At 47.9% G+C, this 17,812-nt stretch carries 14 protein-coding genes; 9 read left to right on the plus strand and 5 right to left on the minus strand.

All coding sequences use genetic code 11. The features are described from left to right. Positions 1-182 precede the first annotated feature (182 nt). Both ACZ5KY_RS01175 and rdgC read right to left on the minus strand, forming a co-directional pair. Entirely contained in the window at positions 183-1,817 is a 1,635-nt protein-coding gene (locus tag ACZ5KY_RS01175; protein ID WP_464242083.1) for an ABC-F family ATP-binding cassette domain-containing protein, read from the minus strand. Between the two features lie 932 nt (positions 1,818-2,749). Beyond that, positions 2,750-3,907 carry a recombination-associated protein RdgC gene (rdgC, locus tag ACZ5KY_RS01180; RefSeq protein WP_464242084.1) on the minus strand — a complete coding sequence of 386 codons (1,158 nt, stop codon included), beginning with the start codon at positions 3,905-3,907 and terminating at the stop codon, positions 2,750-2,752. 203 nt (positions 3,908-4,110) lie between these two features. Here rdgC and ACZ5KY_RS01185 point away from each other — a divergent pair, with 203 nt between their 5' ends. Together ACZ5KY_RS01185 and ACZ5KY_RS01190 are read left to right on the plus strand one after the other, a co-directional pair. Further along, positions 4,111-4,293 (plus strand): indolepyruvate ferredoxin oxidoreductase subunit alpha, encoded by a 183-nt coding sequence (locus tag ACZ5KY_RS01185; protein WP_464242085.1) that lies wholly within the window; start codon positions 4,111-4,113, stop codon positions 4,291-4,293. Between the two features lie 40 nt (positions 4,294-4,333). Further along, positions 4,334-5,044 (plus strand): hypothetical protein, encoded by a 711-nt coding sequence (locus ACZ5KY_RS01190; RefSeq protein ID WP_464242086.1) that lies wholly within the window; start codon positions 4,334-4,336, stop codon positions 5,042-5,044. Positions 5,045-5,180: 136 nt separating this feature from the next. Here ACZ5KY_RS01190 and aroC read toward each other — a convergent pair whose 3' ends face one another. Then, positions 5,181-6,260, minus strand: coding sequence for a chorismate synthase (gene aroC, locus ACZ5KY_RS01195; RefSeq protein ID WP_464242087.1), 1,080 nt, complete (start codon positions 6,258-6,260; stop codon positions 5,181-5,183). Between the two features lie 122 nt (positions 6,261-6,382). On the opposite strand from aroC, the gene ACZ5KY_RS01200 reads away from it, so the two are divergent. Further along, a complete protein-coding gene (locus tag ACZ5KY_RS01200; protein WP_464242088.1) occupies positions 6,383-7,018 on the plus strand; it encodes a LysE family translocator in 636 nt (211 codons plus the stop codon). On the opposite strand, the gene ACZ5KY_RS01205 is transcribed toward ACZ5KY_RS01200, so the two are convergent. After that, on the minus strand, positions 7,005-8,474 hold the full coding sequence (locus tag ACZ5KY_RS01205) for a glycosyltransferase (protein ID WP_464242089.1): 1,470 nt from the start codon (positions 8,472-8,474) through the stop codon (positions 7,005-7,007). The genes ACZ5KY_RS01200 and ACZ5KY_RS01205 overlap by 14 nt on opposite strands. 190 nt (positions 8,475-8,664) lie before the next feature. Here ACZ5KY_RS01205 and ACZ5KY_RS01210 point away from each other — a divergent pair, with 190 nt between their 5' ends. Together ACZ5KY_RS01210 and ACZ5KY_RS01215 are read left to right on the plus strand one after the other, a co-directional pair. Further along, positions 8,665-9,609 carry a hypothetical protein gene (locus tag ACZ5KY_RS01210; protein WP_464242090.1) on the plus strand — a complete coding sequence of 315 codons (945 nt, stop codon included), beginning with the start codon at positions 8,665-8,667 and terminating at the stop codon, positions 9,607-9,609. A 109-nt stretch (positions 9,610-9,718) separates the two neighbouring features. Then, positions 9,719-10,516: a glycosyltransferase family 2 protein gene (locus ACZ5KY_RS01215; RefSeq protein WP_464242091.1), complete on the plus strand. Its 798-nt coding sequence runs from the start codon at positions 9,719-9,721 to the stop codon at positions 10,514-10,516. Here the strand turns inward: ACZ5KY_RS01215 and ACZ5KY_RS01220 are convergent. Further along, complete coding sequence (locus ACZ5KY_RS01220) at positions 10,438-11,805, minus strand: glycosyltransferase 87 family protein (protein WP_464242092.1); 1,368 nt, start codon at positions 11,803-11,805, stop codon at positions 10,438-10,440. The two genes, ACZ5KY_RS01215 and ACZ5KY_RS01220, sit on opposite strands and share 79 nt — an antisense overlap. Here ACZ5KY_RS01220 and ACZ5KY_RS01225 point away from each other — a divergent pair. The 4 genes from ACZ5KY_RS01225 to ACZ5KY_RS01240 all read left to right on the plus strand — a co-directional run bounded on the left by ACZ5KY_RS01225 (position 11,804) and on the right by ACZ5KY_RS01240 (position 17,801). Further along, positions 11,804-12,613, plus strand: a complete 810-nt coding sequence (locus tag ACZ5KY_RS01225) for a sulfurtransferase (protein WP_464242093.1) — start codon at positions 11,804-11,806, stop codon at positions 12,611-12,613. The two genes, ACZ5KY_RS01220 and ACZ5KY_RS01225, sit on opposite strands and share 2 nt — an antisense overlap. Further along, positions 12,586-14,451 carry a VTT domain-containing protein gene (locus ACZ5KY_RS01230; RefSeq protein WP_464242094.1) on the plus strand — a complete coding sequence of 622 codons (1,866 nt, stop codon included), beginning with the start codon at positions 12,586-12,588 and terminating at the stop codon, positions 14,449-14,451. Before ACZ5KY_RS01225 ends, ACZ5KY_RS01230 begins: the two co-directional genes overlap by 28 nt. A gap of 3 nt (positions 14,452-14,454) precedes the next feature. Then, positions 14,455-14,904 (plus strand): hypothetical protein, encoded by a 450-nt coding sequence (locus tag ACZ5KY_RS01235; RefSeq protein WP_464242095.1) that lies wholly within the window; start codon positions 14,455-14,457, stop codon positions 14,902-14,904. 143 nt (positions 14,905-15,047) lie between these two features. Then, positions 15,048-17,801, plus strand: coding sequence for a GPMC system transcriptional regulator (locus ACZ5KY_RS01240; protein WP_464244605.1), 2,754 nt, complete (start codon positions 15,048-15,050; stop codon positions 17,799-17,801). The last annotated feature ends 11 nt before the right edge of the window (positions 17,802-17,812 follow it).

The following is a 17,812-nucleotide window of genomic DNA, read 5'->3' on the forward strand; positions in this document are numbered from 1 at the left end:
ATTCAGTCATTTCAAGTTCAGAATGACAATGCAGTTTCGCATTGTTTCAACATAAAGTTGCCACCACACTCCTATAATTAATAACAGAAAAAACTAATCTAGCAAACTCAGCAGCAAACAAAAAGCCCCTGTATTGCTTAGCAATACAGGGGCTTTTATCGTTTATTTAGTAACAGCGTCGCTTAGAGTTGCAAATCAACCTCACCGGCGCACATCTGTTCCCGTAGAGCGTTAACAGCCGCACTTTGTAGATACTCGTCAAAACCCATCACCCGATCAATCACCCCACCCGGTGTCAACTCAATAACACGGTTAGCGATTGTCGAAACAAACTTCTGGTCATGAGAGGTGAACAAAAGCGCTTCTGAAAACTGAATCAGGCTATTGTTCAAGGCGGTGATAGATTCAAGATCAAGGTGGTTAGTCGGCTCTTCGAACAGCAGCACGTTGGCGCTAGTCAGCATCATACGCGACAACATGCAACGAACTTTCTCGCCACCGCTGAGTACGCTGGTCATTTTTGTCGCTTCATCGCCAGAGAACAACATGCGGCCAAGGAAACCGCGAGCAAAACTCTCCCCTTCATGGGGCGGATATTGACATAACCATTGAATTAGATTGAGATCTTTTTCGAAATATTTGCTATTTTCCTTAGGGAAATAGGCACTGGTGATGGTGATCCCCCAACGAATATTACCGCTGTCAGCCTCCATCTCCCCAGCTAAAATCTGCATCAATACGGACTTGGCTTGACTGTTGCCACCAACAAAAACAATTTTATCGCCATTATTAACGATAAAACTGACATTATCGAGCACCTTAATGCCAGCAATGGTTTTGTTTAAGCCTTCAACTTCGAGAATAATATCACCGCAGGCACGCTCAGGTTTGAACACAATAAATGGGTACTTACGTGAGGAGACGGGTAGCTCTTCGATATCAAGTTTATCGAGCATTTTTTTACGCGATGTCGCCTGTTTCGCTTTCGACGCATTAGAACTAAAGCGGGCGATGAAATCCTTCAACTCAGTGGCTTTATCTGTCGCTTTTTTGTTGGCATCCTGCTTTTGCTTCAAAACCAACTGACTGGCTTCGTACCAGAAATCGTAGTTACCAACATAAGTACGAATAGTACCGAAATCGATATCAGAAATATGGGTACAGGCCTGATTAAGAAAATGGCGGTCGTGCGAAACAACCAGCACGGTATTTTGAAAACGACCGAGAAACTCTTCGAGCCATTGGATCGATTTGAGGTCAAGGTGGTTAGTTGGCTCATCGAGCAATAATATATCCGGGTTACCGAACAACGCTTGAGCGAGAAGAACACGAACTTTTTCGCCGCCCTCAAGGTCTTTCATCTTCTTCTGACGCAGCTCTTCGCCGATACCTAAACCATTGAGCAGCACCGCCGCTTCTGATTCAACTTCGTATCCGTTCATCTCAGCAAATTCAGCTTCCAAATCACCAGAACGTACACCATCCGCTTCAGTAAATTCAGACTTAGCATAAATCGCATCACGCTCAGCCATCACTTTATATAAACGCTCATGACCCATGATCACCGTGTTAAAAACCGTCTCGTCATCAAAAGCAAATTGATCCTGACGTAACACCGCCATGCGTAACCCTTTACCGATGCTTACATCACCTTTATCGGGATCAATATCGCCAGCAAGAATTTTAAGAAAGGTCGATTTACCCGCACCATTTGCGCCGATAAGGCCATAGCAATTGCCGGGGGTAAATTTGATGTTAACGTTTTTAAAAATGGTTCGTTTGCCGTAGGCAAGACAAATATTATTGGTGCTGATCATGACTGGATTTTCCTTTTAACTTTTTATAAGCTGAAACAACGAACTGCGAATCATAACAAAAAACCACAGAGCTTCCCCCGTGGCTGTTACGCTGCGAATCTATACCACTTCTGCAAAGGACAAACAACGCTTTTTCGCAACCTTAGATGGTTAAAACAAAAAAAGCCCCGGTCAGTTTCGCCGGGGCTTTTCATTTATGGATCCAACCAAAATTTTCTGGTCAGCATTCCCCTACGGGAATTATTTTTTTTGTACGTGTTTCGTGTTGCTCAGTTATCTTCACTTACGCACGCGACCAGGCGGCTCGGAGACTATCATATCATCTACCTCCTATTGGCATTCATGGATAACCTAAATTAAGTGTGTTCCCCAATCTTGCGTCTTGCGTCTTGCGTCTTGCGTCTTGCGTCTTGCGTCTTGCGTCTTGCGTCTTGCGTCTTGCGTCTTGCGTCTTGCGTCTTGCGTCTTGCGTCTTGCGTCTTGCGTCTTGCGTCTTGCGTCTTGCGTCTTGCGTCTTGCGTCTTGCGTCTTGCGTCTTGCGTCTTGCGTCTTGCGTCTTGCGTCTTGCGTCTTGCGTCTTGCGTCTTGCGTCTTGCGTCTTGCGTCTTGCGTCTTGCGTCTTGCGTCTTGCGTCTTGCGTCTTGCGTCTTGCGTCTTGCGTCTTGCGTCTTGCGTCTTGCGTCTTGCGTCTTGCGTCTTGCGTCTTGCGTCTTGCTTCTTGCTTCTTGCTTCTTGCTTCTTGCTTCTTGCTTCTTGCTTCTTGCTTCTTGCTTCTTGCTTCTTGCTTCTTGCTTCTTGCTTCTTGCTTCTTGCTTCTTGCTTCTTGCTTCTTGCTTCTTGGAACTATTGGGGCAACGTGATAAATCCACCCAATCTAGATCACCCGTTGGCTTACCTAGATAATAACATCTGATTCCAACTTGTCAAGAGTGCTAACCTTCTAGCCACTGTGTCATCTTCTGACACTCTGCCGACCAGTTACCACCGAGGCGCACAGTGAGGAAGGCGACAAGAAGACTATCGAACAATTGCAGTCCTTCGTCCATTACATGCATCCGCTCGTAAAAGATCGACTGTTGCTCATCTTCCACTTCAGCGCCTTTTTCAATGCGTACCGTTGGACATTTAAATGAACCGAATTGGAACATCTCCCCTTTGAGGGTTAAGCGCCATTGGTGCTCTAATTTTTCAAAATGGATGGTGGCTTCACAGATCTCTTTACCCTGACGCAATGCCGCACACACTTCAATAAAGTTATCTTGCGGGCCAACAACGGTTACTTTTTGCGCGCCCTCGTTGCCGTTACCTGCTAACAGCAAGCGATCATCGAGAAAGGCTGTAAACCCTTCACTTTGGCTAGCAGGGCCATCGCAACGCACACCATAATCACAACCACCGTTAGTGGTGCGATACATCAGCCACATCATTAACTCACTACCGAGCCACTGATTATCCTGAATTTGCTCCATCACGGTAGCTTCGGTCGAATGGGCCTCCTCGTTGAGTACTTCGCGTAACGATTCAGGAACCACTTTACGCGCGCGCGCGAGAGGATACACACTGACAAGTCGAAGACCGGGGAAAGTCTTTTGAAATAGATCAGTTAAGTCATCGATAGTTCGAGTGCTTAGGTTGGCAAAAGTGAGCCGATGTGTGCGAATATTCCACAACACATCATACAAGGTGGGGCTGGGCAATACGCGCACCAACAGACGGCTACGCACCAACTCTTTTAGCTCCTCATTTTTATCTTTCGGTACCCGATTATACGTAGGGTTCTCTTCGAGAAAACGGCGCTGTTCACGCTGAAGCTCCCCTTTAACTAGTGCCGCAGGGAGGCGACGTTGATCACGACGTAAGGTGAAGGTTACATAGTCATCACGCAACCAACTGGTGGGGTCGATAAATTCACTGTTTTGAAAGTCATCCAACTCCACCCAACCAAGGGCTAGCTCTTCGGCTGAGTTGTCAATCGATTGAAAGGCAAATTTCGGTAGATTTTCTCCCACCCATGTTGTGAGGTCGCCTTGAGGGAAATCGCCAACAACATCAAACTGACTAATACTTACGGTATTGGATAATAATCCCATCTATAATCTCCTAAATCGTTACGAATAATTGAATGGTTTGCTGACCAAAATAGGCCGAGCTGAAGATACCTTTGTTGCCCGTAATTGACAAAGAGAAAATCGTTAAAAACAACCGTTGTTATTAAGGAACTTGCATCATGCTGAATTCAGAGCATAATATAGTGAGTTGCTAACGATTTTTTGTTACGTAAAGGAGAAATATCATGGCCCATCGAATTGATAAAGAGGATTGCATTAGTTGTGGTGCATGTGAGCCAGTATGCCCTGTTGACTGTATTTCGGTCGAAGAGGACGACAAACGCTTAATCGACGAGGATGTGTGTATCGACTGTGGAGCCTGCGCTGAGGTATGCCCTGTATCGTGTATTGCTCAGGTTGATGAGTAACGGTATCCGTTACTGAATGACAGCCAAGGAGAAACCTTTTATGAAATGGATTAACAGCCATATTACGTTAACGAGCAGAACAATTGTCGCACTGCTAACTCTGATGGTTTTACTGATATTCGCCCATAATTCGTTCGCCAAAATTGAGCGCGTCACCGCAGAGGCCAGCGAGATCAAGCAGATTCTCATGATGCCCGTGATCACTGCTGAAGGTGGGGCTCGCCAAATAAAAGAGTTGAACGAAACCCTCGACTGCGAATTGAGAGGTCTGTGCTTGCTGAATCAAGACCGTCTTACTCACGCTGAAGAGGTACTGACGCAACAGTTGATGCAAGGGCTAGTAGAGCACTACGAGGACAAAGTTCTGCCGCAACCGCCCGTGACAACGCACTACTTGTCCATGATCAAGGGTAATGACGAGACACCGCGTGATATTGCCGTGCGCTTAGGCCATGAACTTGATGCGGATCATGTGATGGTGGGCCTCAACTGGCGCTTTAAACAACGTGAAGGTGGTGCGCTGACCGCAGATAGTCCCGCATCGGTAGCGTTCAGTGTATTTTTGGTCAATGTCGCCAGTAAAGAACTGGTTTGGGCGGGTCATTTTGACAAGACGCAACAGGCCTTGAGCGATAACCTCTTCAACGCTAGCCTGTTTTTTAAGACTGGGATTAAATGGCTGACCGCCGAGGAACTTGCTGAGTTTGGCGTTGGTAAAGCCCTCAAAGGTGTTCCACAGTCTTCGCTTTAAACTGCTTGATTCACACCTGAATCAGTCAAGGGCAATGGAGACTGGCCGCCAGCAACAAAATTTCAACCAATAAAAAACGGCCCTATTCTCTTAGAGAGTAGGGCCGTTTTTGTTATTCAGTGATCATATTGATTGATTAACGACGCATCCGTTGAATGAGTGCTAAGTCGGCCAACACTAATGCCGCCATCGTCTCAACAATGGGCACCGCACGCGCCACCACACAAGGATCATGACGACCTTTAGCGGCTAACGTCACATCGCTGCCATCGTAATCAACAGTTTGCTGTTCTTGACCAATCGTTGCCGGCGGCTTAAAGGCAACACGGAAATAAACAGGTTCACCGTTGGAGATCCCCCCTTGGACACCACCACTAAGATTGGTGACGGTTCCGAGGCCTCCCGGCTTCATCACATAGGGATCGTTGTGCTGTGACCCTCGTTGACGTGAACCAGCAAAACCCGAACCGATCTCAAACCCTTTCGATGCCGGCAGCGATAACATGGCGTGAGCCATCAACGCTTCAAGACGATCAAAAGCAGGTTCGCCCCACCCAGCAGGGACGTTACGACAGACACAACTTAACACCCCACCAACAGAATCCTTGGCTTTACGCGCCGACATAATCTCGGCAGTCATCAATTCCGCTGCGGCAGCATCAGGGCAACGAACATCATTGCCATCGACCAAAGCACGACTGATGGTTTCCATGTCAATGGGAGCGGCATCAACCGCACCAACGGAACTCACCCACGAAACAATCTCAATGCCATACTCTTCGAGCAAAAACTTTTCGGCGATGGCTCCTGCTGCAACTCGGCCAATGGTTTCACGCGCACTGGAGCGACCACCACCACTCGAAGCGTGGGTGCCGTATTTCGCCCGATAGGTATAATCAGCATGGGAGGGGCGTGGAATGGTACTCATCGCACCGTAATCACCAGGTCGTTGATCTTTATTTTTAACCAGCAGACCAATGGGAGAACCGAGGGTTTTATCAAACTCGACCCCCGACAGAATCTCAACCTGATCGGCTTCATTACGGTCGGTACCCAACTTATTTTGGCCAGGGCGACGACGGTCGAGCTGAACTTGAATATCTTTAGCGGTGAGTGACATGCGTGGTGGAACACCATCAACAATCGCGCCGACGCCAGAACAATGTGACTCCCCAAATGTTGAGACTTTAAACAATCTACCAAACGAACTCGACATATTCTATTCTCCCAGAAAAGCTAAACTGGATATTGATACCAATTTCCTGCTATAAATTTAAAGAAATCGGAAAATAAAGCGTAATAAAATTAATCCAGCATACTAACAGAGAGACGGTGGACATGCTACCTTTAGATACCCTCTTGGCCTTTGCCACAGCATCGCTTTTACTAGCACTCGCTCCCGGACCTGACAACATCTTTGTCCTCACCCAGTCGGCCCTGCATGGTAAATGTGCAGGGATGATGGTCACCCTTGGCTTATGTACTGGATTGATTGCTCATACCCTTGCGGTGGCACTCGGAGTCGCGATACTGTTTCAAACATCGGCTCTGGCATTCGTAATATTAAAATTGGTGGGGGCAGCCTACCTCATCTTTTTAGCGTGGCAGGCCTTTCGCGCTGGGTCACTGACCATCGCCAGTAAGTCGAATGGAAAACAGCAAGCGATCTCGCTGGCAAAGCTTTATCGCCGTGGGATCATCATGAACATCACCAATCCCAAGGTGTCGATTTTTTTCTTAGCTTTTTTGCCCCAATTTACCAACCCCAAACACGGCGCAGTTGCTGGGCAAATGGTGGCACTCGGCGCAATCTTTATGGTAATTGCTCTGATCGTTTTTTTTATCATCGCTGTCTTAGCCAGTAAACTTGGTGGCTGGCTTAACCGTTCGCAACGGGTTCAACGGACAATGAACCACATGGCTGCGGGGGTATTCTTGGCTCTGGCTATCAAGTTGGCGATCACTGACCGTTAGCTTCAATCATCTGTTGAGAAAAAACGAGAAAAAACCCAACGGGGAAAAAGAGCAAAAACACCAACCCAAGTCCGTGATAGACATCCCACGCTACCCACAACGGACACAGACTATACAGCCCGAGTAGGCCATTCGTCAGTGGTGGACATTGATAGCGATAACTGCTGAAACGCTGCTTGAATGCAGTGGCAACTTGGTCACCCAGTTTGGGCGTACGAACAAACTCACCGCCACGTTGATACATGCCTTGAATAGCCGCCCTAGCTAAGGTTGGAGCAAGGCCCAACGTCAACAACGGCAACAATGGTAACCACGGCAACAGCTCACGCGTATTACGCTGCCATGCATAGCTGAAGAAGTAGAACAAGATCGCACCGCTGGCAAAGAAGAATAGGACAATATCCACCATCCACAACGTGTAACCCTGTTGCAACCGCCACAGCACCGATGGCAACACAGTCAGTGCAGCCAATGCGCCAAAAATCCACCCCAGATTCGCTAAAAGATGAGCGAGAGCTTCGAACTTCACCGCAACTGGCAACGATGATTTAAGCACCTTGGGGATGATCTTACGTGCCGTTTGAATTGAACCTTTTGACCAGCGTTGCTGTTGGGTACGAAAGGCGGCCAATGATTCTGGCAACTCTGATGGCACTTCAATGTCATCGACATAAACAAATTGCCAGCCTTTTAATTGCGCTCGATAACTCAAATCGAGATCTTCAGTCACGGTATCCGCTTGCCAACCACCCGCATCAATAATGGCACTGCTCCGCCACACCCCTGCGGTGCCGTTAAAGTTAAAAAACATGCCACGGTGGCAACGAACCTGATGTTCAATACCAAAGTGCGGCCCAAGAAGTAGCGCCTGAATACGGGTTAACCACGAGTTGCCGCTATTCAGGAATCCCCACCGAGCCTGAACAACAGCAATCTTTTCTGTCGAAAAGTGCGGAATCATCCGCTGTAGGAAGTTAGCTTGCGGGATAAAGTCGGCATCAAATACGGCAATAAACTCGCCGCGACAACTCGCCATCCCCTCCGCCATAGCTCCTGCTTTATAACCCTGACGATCCTGACGGTGAACCACCTCCATAGCGGTTCCCTGTTGACGCCAAAATGCCGCACGTTGTTCAACAATAGCGAAGGTATCATCAGTGGAATCATCGAGGACTTGAATCTGTAATCGGTCTGCAGGCCAATCAAGCGCAGCCACAGCATCAAGTAGTCGCGCAGCAACAAATCGCTCATTGTATAGCGGCAACTGAACGGTTACGTAAGGACAATGATCAAGCGGCAACGGTGCGCTATCAGCACCCTTTTTAGCCAACAACACATTGCGCCAGCAAAAAAGCATCCACAGACGATGCACGCCGTAGCACGCTAATCCTAGCAAACTTATAAAATGTATCACCGTGCCACTAATCAATAAAATAGTTATTATGGTTGTCATCATGGCGAGCTTATACCATGTAAATCCTGCGAACTCTACGCTGACCCTCTCGTATCGTAATTTTCTATACTGACCACCTTAAAGATCAATTTTATCTATTGGTATTCGCAAATTGGCTCATGCTACATTCTCGCCGCACAACGAAATCATTCTATTTTATCTATCATTAATTTTATTCTAGGGGAGACCTGCCATGATCTACCGCACATCACACTTGGTGTTATGTACCAGCTTACTACTGATTCTTATGAGTACCTCGGTTTGGGCGGGGGCATGGACCATGCCTCAAGGAAAACTCTACACCCGTTTAGCGTATAGTGAATATGATTCACAACGCTTTTTCAATGAGAACGGCACCACCCACGCTTACGCACCCAACGATGAATTTAAAAACAAACGTCGTGATTTCGATTACGATGAGCAAACATGGTCATTTTATGCAGAATACGGCATCCTTGACGCTCTCACCCTCATCGGCAGTGTTGACTACAAAGAGACCGAGTGGACCTATCAGAGTAATGGCAGAAAATTGGTCGATGGGGTCATGACAACATTTGATTCAGGCATTGACAGAACCGCGAAATCATCAGGGTTGGCTGACATCAATATTGGCCTACGTTACCGCTTACTCAAAACCGATTCAGGCGCACTATCTCTGCAAGGTCTATATAAAACAGGGGAAGCCTATGATGAGGAAGACCAAGATTTTACCACCGATATTCAACGTGGCGATGGTCAGGAAGATTTCGAACTAAAATTACAATATGGTCAATCTCTCTATCCATTGGTCCCCGGCTACATGAATGTAGAAGCAGGTTACCGCTGGCGTTCACAAGGGTATTCTGACGAGTTTCGCTATCTTGTCGAAGCGGGCATTGATATCACCAAAGCCCTCTACCTGCGCAGCAAACTTGATGGCACAGCTAACCTTGGCAATGGCGACAGCGGTCCAGACGGTAAACTAACAGAGATCGATTCAAACCCTTACGAAATTGATTTAGGTAAACTAGAGATCACCTGCGGTTACAAAATCACCTCAACCTTTTGCCTCGAAGCCAGCTACTTTAAGGAGCTATACGGTGCCAGCACCACTCAAGGCGAAACATGGTCTCTTGCTATAGCTACGACCCTATTTTAAACGTCGTGGCGTGACAGCGTTGCGCTTAACTGTTCCACCTCAGCACCACATCATGTTGGATGGCGCATCTCATAATAGTTGAGTTGCGCCATCAAGCGTTAGGATCACCATGAACAACGAAACACTCAATATTTGCCTCATAATTCCTGCGTATAACGAGGCGGAATCTCTACCAACAGTGTTAGCAACAATTCCAGACTGTATCACTTCGGTTATTGTTGTCGATAATGGCTCTACTGATGGCACAGGGAAACTGGCAGAGAAGCTCGGAGCACGTGTTGTTCGTGAGCCCCAACGCGGCTATGGTCAGGCGTGTCTGGCGGGTATCGCGGAATTACAAAACAACCCACCTGATCTGGTGGCTTTTGCCGATGCCGATGGCAGTGACAACCATCCTGAGCTGGAAAAATTGATCATCACCTTGCAACACGACAATCTCGATCTGGTATTGGCACAACGAATCCCAAAAACTCGCGCCGCCCTCAGCCCCCAACAACGCTTTGGCAATCGATTGGCCACCAGCTTAGTCCGTTTGATTTGGCGTAACAATTTTCGCGACCTCGGCCCCATGCGGGTGATTCGTTGGCAAGCATTGATGGCCCTAAAAATGGCCGACACAAATTTTGGCTGGACCGTTGAGATGCAGGTGAAAGCAGCACAGCAACGATTACGCTGGAAAGAGATCCCAGTCACCTATCTACCACGCTATGCAGGGCAATCGAAAATCAGCCGAACATTTTCTGGGGTGATTCAAGCGGGAACAAAAATTTTATGGATTGTAGCAAGGGAAGCGTGGCGCGATCGTTACAATGTGCTGTCGTTAAGGACTCAACGCCGCCGTTTTTTACGATACAAAAAAGCTGCTGCGGTTAACAATAGGGCGAATACAGGTGCCAACCAGATGTAAAAACTGATGATGGAACTTTCCTGCCATACACCGCTAAAATGCTCGACGGCCACCACTTGATAACTGAGCAATACCGACCAACTCAAGGTCAGGGCAGGTGCTGATGGCGCTAGAACGATGAACGCAACAAGATAGAGCGCGTACCAAGGGTGCAGGGTTGGCGTCAACAGCAGAAATACCATCAAAAAGCGGCCGCAGGCTTTCACCAACCGATCGAATGTCACTTCGGTTTGGCGCAGGTTCCACCATTGACTGATAACAATACAACCAAACAGGGTAACCAATATCAGCCGCGCATGTTGCCCTGAACCAAACAACGTGCGTAACAAGCGAAAACTAAAACTAGAAAACTCCCAATGATTCACGTAGGTCTGTAGCGTTACGAGGGCATGGCTCAACTGCGGCAAAAAAGGGACAATGTAGGCCACACAGCAAACGATGAATGCCACGAAGAAGCGTCGTTTTTGATTACGAGGCAGCAAAAGATAAAAAAATGGCACAAACACAATAGGAAACAGCTTAATCATTACTGCGGTGGCTAAGCATATCCCGCTGACAAGCCCAGCTAGGCGTTGCCAGCGCGCGCCCTGCCATGTGACAGCCCACAGGCTTAACAAGACAAAAAACAGTGCCGCAATATCGATATGCGCCGACGCGGCTCCCTCAATCAGCACCAATGGATGCCAAGCATACAGGGTGAGCCACCAATAACTGCGCTGCTGGCGTTTAAGTAACAGCGCCAGCATAACGCATGACCCCGTATCGAGGATGACGCACACTAGCTTAAAGCCCAAGATTGTCCCACCACTGGCAGCAAACAATAATTGCGCAGCAGGGGGATAGATGGTGACCAAATAGGGATGATTAATAAACGGATGGACAGCTTGTTCGGCAGCACTGATGGGGATCATCACTTCAGGAGCTGCAGCATAAGGGCTTGCCCCCTGCAACAGTTGCAAGCCATCCCATAGATATCGAAACAGATCATCAGACAATTCGGGCGCTCGTTGCATCAACAGCAATCGAAAGACCACCGCGAGGAGCATTACGCCAGCCAGCAGCCCTCGTGAAGAAGCTGGCCATTGCAAACAACACAACGCGGAAACGCTACAAATAACTACGGCACTAGCACCAACCAACTCAGGCAAAAACAAGCGCAGATCAGAGCATTGACTTAAAAATAGGTAGGAACAGCACACCATGACCACACAACATAATACGGCGATAAATCGCCACAATGGCGTTAACCCACGATCTTTTATTTTACTCGTATTGATGATGGTACTCATGTTTGACCACTCCAGTTGGGCGTTGCAACTTCAACGTCTTGATATTCAAAGCGGCTCTGAGAAAATTGAGAATATGATTCTACTCGATGCCAGGCCTCAAGCACAATGGCAGTTAGGTCATCTTCCCGGTGCATTTCCTCTGAGCTGGGAAAACTATACCAGAACCGATACACACGGTGTCAAATATCGCACCCTACCCGCCGTCGAGTTTGCCAAAAAACTGGCGACAATGGGGATCACACCACAGAGTACATTACTTGTCTATGGCGATGCGGATTCAAGCTGGGGTGGTGAAGGCTGGCTAGCGTGGGCCTTGGCATGGCTCGGCCATCAAGGCGCAGTTTATCTCCTCGATGGCGGCATTCAAGCGTGGCAACAAGAGGGACTGCCCGTCAACAACCACACGCCACAGTTGGTTGCTAAATCCGACCGCGTTGACTACCAACCCCACGAATCAGCGGCAGTTACCATCAGCGCTAGTGAACTCGCACTCCATCCCGATTGCTACACCATTATCGACACGCGAAATTATTGGACAGAATGGCTACCAAGTCATATTGCCGGGGCGATTCACATCGATTGGAAGTCGTTTCATCATGGCGATGAGCACCGCCTGATTGATGGCCAACAACTAAAAGAATTATTGCAAGAGAATGGTGTGCCCATCGATAAACCGATTGTGTACTATTGCACGGGTGGAATCCGTTCTGGATTTACTTGGGCGGTACACAGCCTCACCGATCTACCGCCAGCGTTTAACTTTGAAGGGGGAATTGCGGAGTGGGACCACTATCAGGCCAACAAATAGACGAGGATATCGTGACCATCCCCTGCTTTACATCAAGCGATCTCCAGCACAGCCGCGACCAATTAAGTACCGGCTGCACCGACTGTGGTGCCTGTGTCAAACCTTGTGCCTTTTTACAAAAGCACGGCACACCGGGAGCCATCGCTCGCAATGAAATCAACCATGATCACAACCAAAGCAGCATCGCCTTCGAGTGCAGTTTATGCGGTTTATGCACGGCCATTTGCCCTGAAAAACTTGATTGTGTCGAGCTGTTTCTCAATATGCGCCGTGCTAGCGTCGCTGACGACCCATCACTACTTAAACGATTTAAAGGGTTACGCACCTACGAAAAGATTGGCAGCTCAAAGATATTTCGAAGCCATGAAACGCCTGCCGAATGCAGCAGCATCTTTTTCCCCGGCTGCGCCCTAGCGGGAACACGACCACAACAAACATGGCAACTTTATCGTCATCTGCAACAACAGATTCCGCACCTCGGCATGGTTCTCGATTGCTGCACTAAGCCGTCTCACGACCTTGGCGACCAAGATCATTTTGCCGCGCAATTTGGTGGACTATGTCAGACATTGCAACAACAAGGTGTGACACAGATTCTTACCGCGTGCCCAAACTGCTATCAGGTATTTAAACGCTATGCACCACAGTTCGATGTTAAGACAGTGTATGAGCAACTTGATCAAGGACCACTGCCACCGCGTGCAAAAACTCAGGGGATGTTGACCATTCACGACCCCTGTGTCAATCGTTTTGAGCCACACATTCATCAAGCGGTACGTTCGCTGATCAGTAAATCTGGACTTGAGATTCAAGAGATGACCAACAAGGGAAAAACATCTCTGTGCTGCGGCGAAGGGGGTTGTGTTATGGCAACCGACAAAGACCTTGCCTTGAGTTGGCGCGATCAACGCGCACAACAAAGTCAAGAACGCCTCATCACCACCTACTGTGCTGGCTGTGTTGAATTTTTACGCCCAGTGGCGCGCACCGTCCACCTCATTGATCTGTTGTTCGCCCCACTTGTGGCCCTCGACCGCAAGGCGCGCCCTGCCGGTTCGATCAAACGTTACCGCAACCGCTTAAAGCTCAAAAAAAAGGTCGGAAATGGCCTCAATCAGACCACCATGGAGGATAATATGAGCGCATCTGCATCAGCAAAAAAACGCTGGCCTAAAATTGCCATGCTCACGGCACTGATCGCTCTCGTTGTTGCGCTAAAGTTTAGCGGTGCCGCAGAGTTTCTTGACCCGCAACAGTTACAGCAATGGATCAGTAGTTACGGGCTATGGGCTCCAGTGATCTTTATCTTGCTCTACAGTATTGCCCCAGCACTCTTTTTACCCGGTCTACCTCTGACAATTTTAGCGGGTGTCATCTTTGGACCAATTTGGGGCGTGGTCTATACGATTATTGGTGCGACTATTGGCGCCAGCATAGCCTTCCTTGTCGCCCGTTACACTGCGCGCGATTGGATTAGTGGCAAACTGACCGCACCACGCTGGAAAAAGTTGGATGAAGATGTCGCACGCCAAGGGTGGAAAGTGGTGGCGTTTACTCGCTTGATCCCGCTATTTCCTTTTAATCTGCTTAACTACGCCTTTGGCCTGACTAATGTCCGTTTTAGTCATTATGTGGTGACCTCTTTTATTTGTATGTTGCCAGCCACCATCGCTTTTATTTCGCTGTCGAGTTCGCTGGGCCAGCTATTAAAAGGTCAAATTTCAAAAGAGTTTATTATCGGCATTGCCCTGATCACCGCCCTGTCATTGTTGCCTATTTTATGGAAAAAACGGGCTGCAAAAAAGGGGGAAGATTCGCCACGCGAGCCGCAGGATTAAACGATGAGGTTGCTGTGCGCCATCGTTACGACGTTCTTCACCGTGATCAGTTTTATCCCCAGCAACGCGATGGCGATTGAAGAGACACTGCTATTAGTGAGTAAAGACCCGAACACGTGGCAGATCAATACTTCGGGAGCAACTGCACAACTAACCGTTAACCGCCAAAAGGGTACATTCAACTGTTCAGGTCAACGACTTGAAGCGGGACAACACTACGCTTTAATTCAATGCGATGACAGCTATCCACGCGGACGTGGATTCATCATATCCGTTGCCACCAGCACGGCTAAGGGTACGTTATTAGTGGCGGGAAAGTGGTCAAACTGGCGGGGTAAAATCTGGTTGGTCCTCGCTGAGGACGTGCGTGGCGGCGCAACCGACACACATCTTGACCAACTTATTTCTTGGCAGCCTAAACGCTATCTATTTGAAAGTCGTCCACTACTTTGACATCTGCACTAGGCCAAGATATACTCGCTGAGTAACTTAACTGCTCACTATACTCAGGAGTGCCTGTGGCAATCGAAAACATCTCACTTGCAAATCAAATCAGTTCCCACATTAATAAAATCAACAATTACGGTAAAGAAAACATGGAGGAGATCCTCCATGTCCTGACGGAATCGGTCAATTTAATTACCAGCCAGAAACGCTGTCGAATTTACCTTGAAGACTTCACCAACGGTAGCCTTTCCTGCGCTATTGCGACAGGGCTTCATGCGCAAAAATTACGCAACCGCAGCTTTCCTATCAACACCGATTCGTTTTTAGTCTCAAAAGTGTACGCCACTCAAAACCCAGTTGTTCACACCGACACCGCGACTCTTACTAATCGCTATGCACGTTCATTCGCCGAACAGTTTCAAATCAAAAGCACCTACCTCATTCCACTGTTGTACAATAACCGTGCTTTTGGCGTGCTGTGTATTGATAGCGACCTGACCAACCATCCGCCCAGTTTCGAGCAACAAGATCAACTGAATGAGTTTTTACAACAAATTAGCCAAACTATTAATAAAGCGCGAAAATACCACCAACAACTAATCCTCGCTCGCCGAATTGACCAACAAAAGAAGCACGCTGCCGCGCTCTATATGATGAAATCAGCGGTTCGCCTTATCGACAACCTGTCGCTGGCTTCAGTGCTAATTCCTTCGCCATTAAGTAGCGCTGACAACACAGAAAAGTTGCAAATACTGGCCTCCTATTCAGAAGAAAAAGAGGCCAGAAACCTCTATGAGGAAGAGCAGCACATCAGCCTCAATAAGGGCGAGTCACTGCTTTCTCGCTATATTTCTGACAGTGGTTACATCACTGACAAAACTTTTTTTAAACCGATCTATGTACCCAACCTTCACGAAGAAGCTCTGCAAAAGAAGTACCTAACGGAGCAGCTCGGTCTTAAATCACTGTATGTTGTCCCCCGCTATGAAGCGCGCACAGGACGCATCATCTGTGTCGTGAACTACTACACCAACAAGCATTATGAATTTACTGATTTTGAGCGCGGCCTGTTAGAGGATCATGCTGAAATGGCTGAGCGCGTCATCCAAGAGATTGGTGGCGAACACATGGAAATTCAAGTTCTTTCAGAGATCAACGACTTGCTTCAAGAGCGCTTTAGCGATCCGCAAACCTTTTTAAGTCGTGTGCTTTCTAAAGCAACAGAACTGATCGGTGCTGATACTGGAAGTATTGCTTTGAGTCAGGATCGAGAAGATGGTCAATGGCTGGAGGTTGAGGATGACACAGGGAAAGTTATTGGTGCAAAAAGCAAAGAGTGGCGTAAAAAGAATATCCCACCTATCCGCATTGGTGGCTACGAACTAGCCACCGATGATCGAAGTTTAACGGGCTATGCCGCCTTTAAAGGCGAGGCTCAACTCATTGACAATACCGACGACATCCAGGGCAAAGATACCTTTTACCGTACCCTGACGGCGAATATCAAAAGTGAGTTAGCGGTTCCAGTCATCAGCGAAGAGAAGGTTCTCGCGGTGATCTGTCTCGACAGTGAAAAAACCTATTATTTCACCAAAGAACACAAACGCATTTTACAGATTATCCAGCGGATGATTGCTCGTTACCTTTCTGATCTGCAACAGATCGAAGCGCTGACAGGTGAAGTAAACCTCCTGCGCTCTGATGTTGACTACAAAGATCCGAACATCTCATCATACAAACTCGGCAACATTATCGGCAACTCTGAAAAAGCAACGGAAACTGTCGAATTCATTCAGACAATTACGCCGCCAATGTTCAATCGCATCGCTTCTTGGAGCCAAAAGAATAGTACCGAAGCAACTCTTGGTGTGCCATCGATTTTAATCACTGGTTCAACGGGAAGCGGTAAAGAGTTTGTCTTTAACAATATCTATTCACGCCTCAACGAAATGTACCAGAAGCAGGTCAGCACACGCCGAGAACTACCCGTTAAAAAGAGCAATATTGCTGCTTACAGCGGTGAATTAACGTATTCAGAGTTGTTTGGCCACAAACGCGGGGCATTTACTGGCGCACATACAGACCGTAAGGGGATTTTGGAGGAAGCGCACGGCGGTGTAGTGTTCCTTGACGAGATTGGCGATGCCGACCCAAAAACACAGGTGCAGTTACTCCGATTTCTCGACAACGGTGGCTTTGTTCGTTTGGGTGAAAACACCACCCGCTACTCTCGGGTGCTGCTGGTTGCCGCGACCAATAAAGACCTACATCAATTGATTCAGGAGGGTAAGTTTCGTGAAGACCTCTATCATCGCCTTTCAGAATTAGCGATGGAGGTTCCCTCTCTCAATGATCGCCGCGAGGATATTCCCGACCTTAGCATTCACTTTTTAGGTAAATTGTTTCGCGTTTATAAACGCAGCGATGAGGGACTCAATGAATTACCAACCCTCAATGCCGCAGCGAAACAGCTGCTTAAGGAGCATCAGTACAGTGGCAACATTCGTGAACTGCGTTCGATTTTGCTCCGCGCGCTGTTTTTCCGTAAAGGCAGAGTGATTAATGTCGATGATATCCGTCGCGCATTACCAACGACCCCAATACGACGTAGCACTTCGCAAACAGCCGTCCTCACCGAGCAAGTTGCACGAGAAATTTACAATGTGATTGTTTCGGGGGGAAATGATTTTTGGACGGCGATTTACATCCCCTACACCAACAACACCATTTCGCGTGACGTGGTTTCGGGGGTCATTGATATTGCTCGCGAACGGGGCGCCAACAACATGCCGCAAATTGCGACCATGTTACGCGCCTGCGACAGTCAAAGTGATGACGATAAAGAGCGTAAGACCTTCTACAAATTTAAAAACTTTTTGTATAAGACCATCCGCATCACGTGATCTACCATCCA

The sequence above is a fragment of the Desulfuromonas svalbardensis genome (assembly GCF_055389415.1).

Coding starts and splice junctions, on each gene's coding strand:
- ACZ5KY_RS01190 (WP_464242086.1), top strand. CDS start 4,334: ATGAAATGGATTAACAGCCATATTACGTTAACGAGCAGAACAATTGTC.
- ACZ5KY_RS01205 (WP_464242089.1), bottom strand. CDS start 8,474: ATGATGACAACCATAATAACTATTTTATTGATTAGTGGCACGGTGATA.
- ACZ5KY_RS01175 (WP_464242083.1), bottom strand. CDS start 1,817: ATGATCAGCACCAATAATATTTGTCTTGCCTACGGCAAACGAACCATT.
- ACZ5KY_RS01210 (WP_464242090.1), top strand. CDS start 8,665: ATGATCTACCGCACATCACACTTGGTGTTATGTACCAGCTTACTACTG.
- ACZ5KY_RS01200 (WP_464242088.1), top strand. CDS start 6,383: ATGCTACCTTTAGATACCCTCTTGGCCTTTGCCACAGCATCGCTTTTA.
- rdgC (WP_464242084.1), bottom strand. CDS start 3,907: ATGGGATTATTATCCAATACCGTAAGTATTAGTCAGTTTGATGTTGTT.
- ACZ5KY_RS01240 (WP_464244605.1), top strand. CDS start 15,048: ATGGAGGAGATCCTCCATGTCCTGACGGAATCGGTCAATTTAATTACC.
- ACZ5KY_RS01215 (WP_464242091.1), top strand. CDS start 9,719: ATGAACAACGAAACACTCAATATTTGCCTCATAATTCCTGCGTATAAC.
- ACZ5KY_RS01185 (WP_464242085.1), top strand. CDS start 4,111: ATGGCCCATCGAATTGATAAAGAGGATTGCATTAGTTGTGGTGCATGT.
- ACZ5KY_RS01220 (WP_464242092.1), bottom strand. CDS start 11,805: ATGAGTACCATCATCAATACGAGTAAAATAAAAGATCGTGGGTTAACG.
- ACZ5KY_RS01225 (WP_464242093.1), top strand. CDS start 11,804: ATGTTTGACCACTCCAGTTGGGCGTTGCAACTTCAACGTCTTGATATT.
- ACZ5KY_RS01235 (WP_464242095.1), top strand. CDS start 14,455: ATGAGGTTGCTGTGCGCCATCGTTACGACGTTCTTCACCGTGATCAGT.
- aroC (WP_464242087.1), bottom strand. CDS start 6,260: ATGTCGAGTTCGTTTGGTAGATTGTTTAAAGTCTCAACATTTGGGGAG.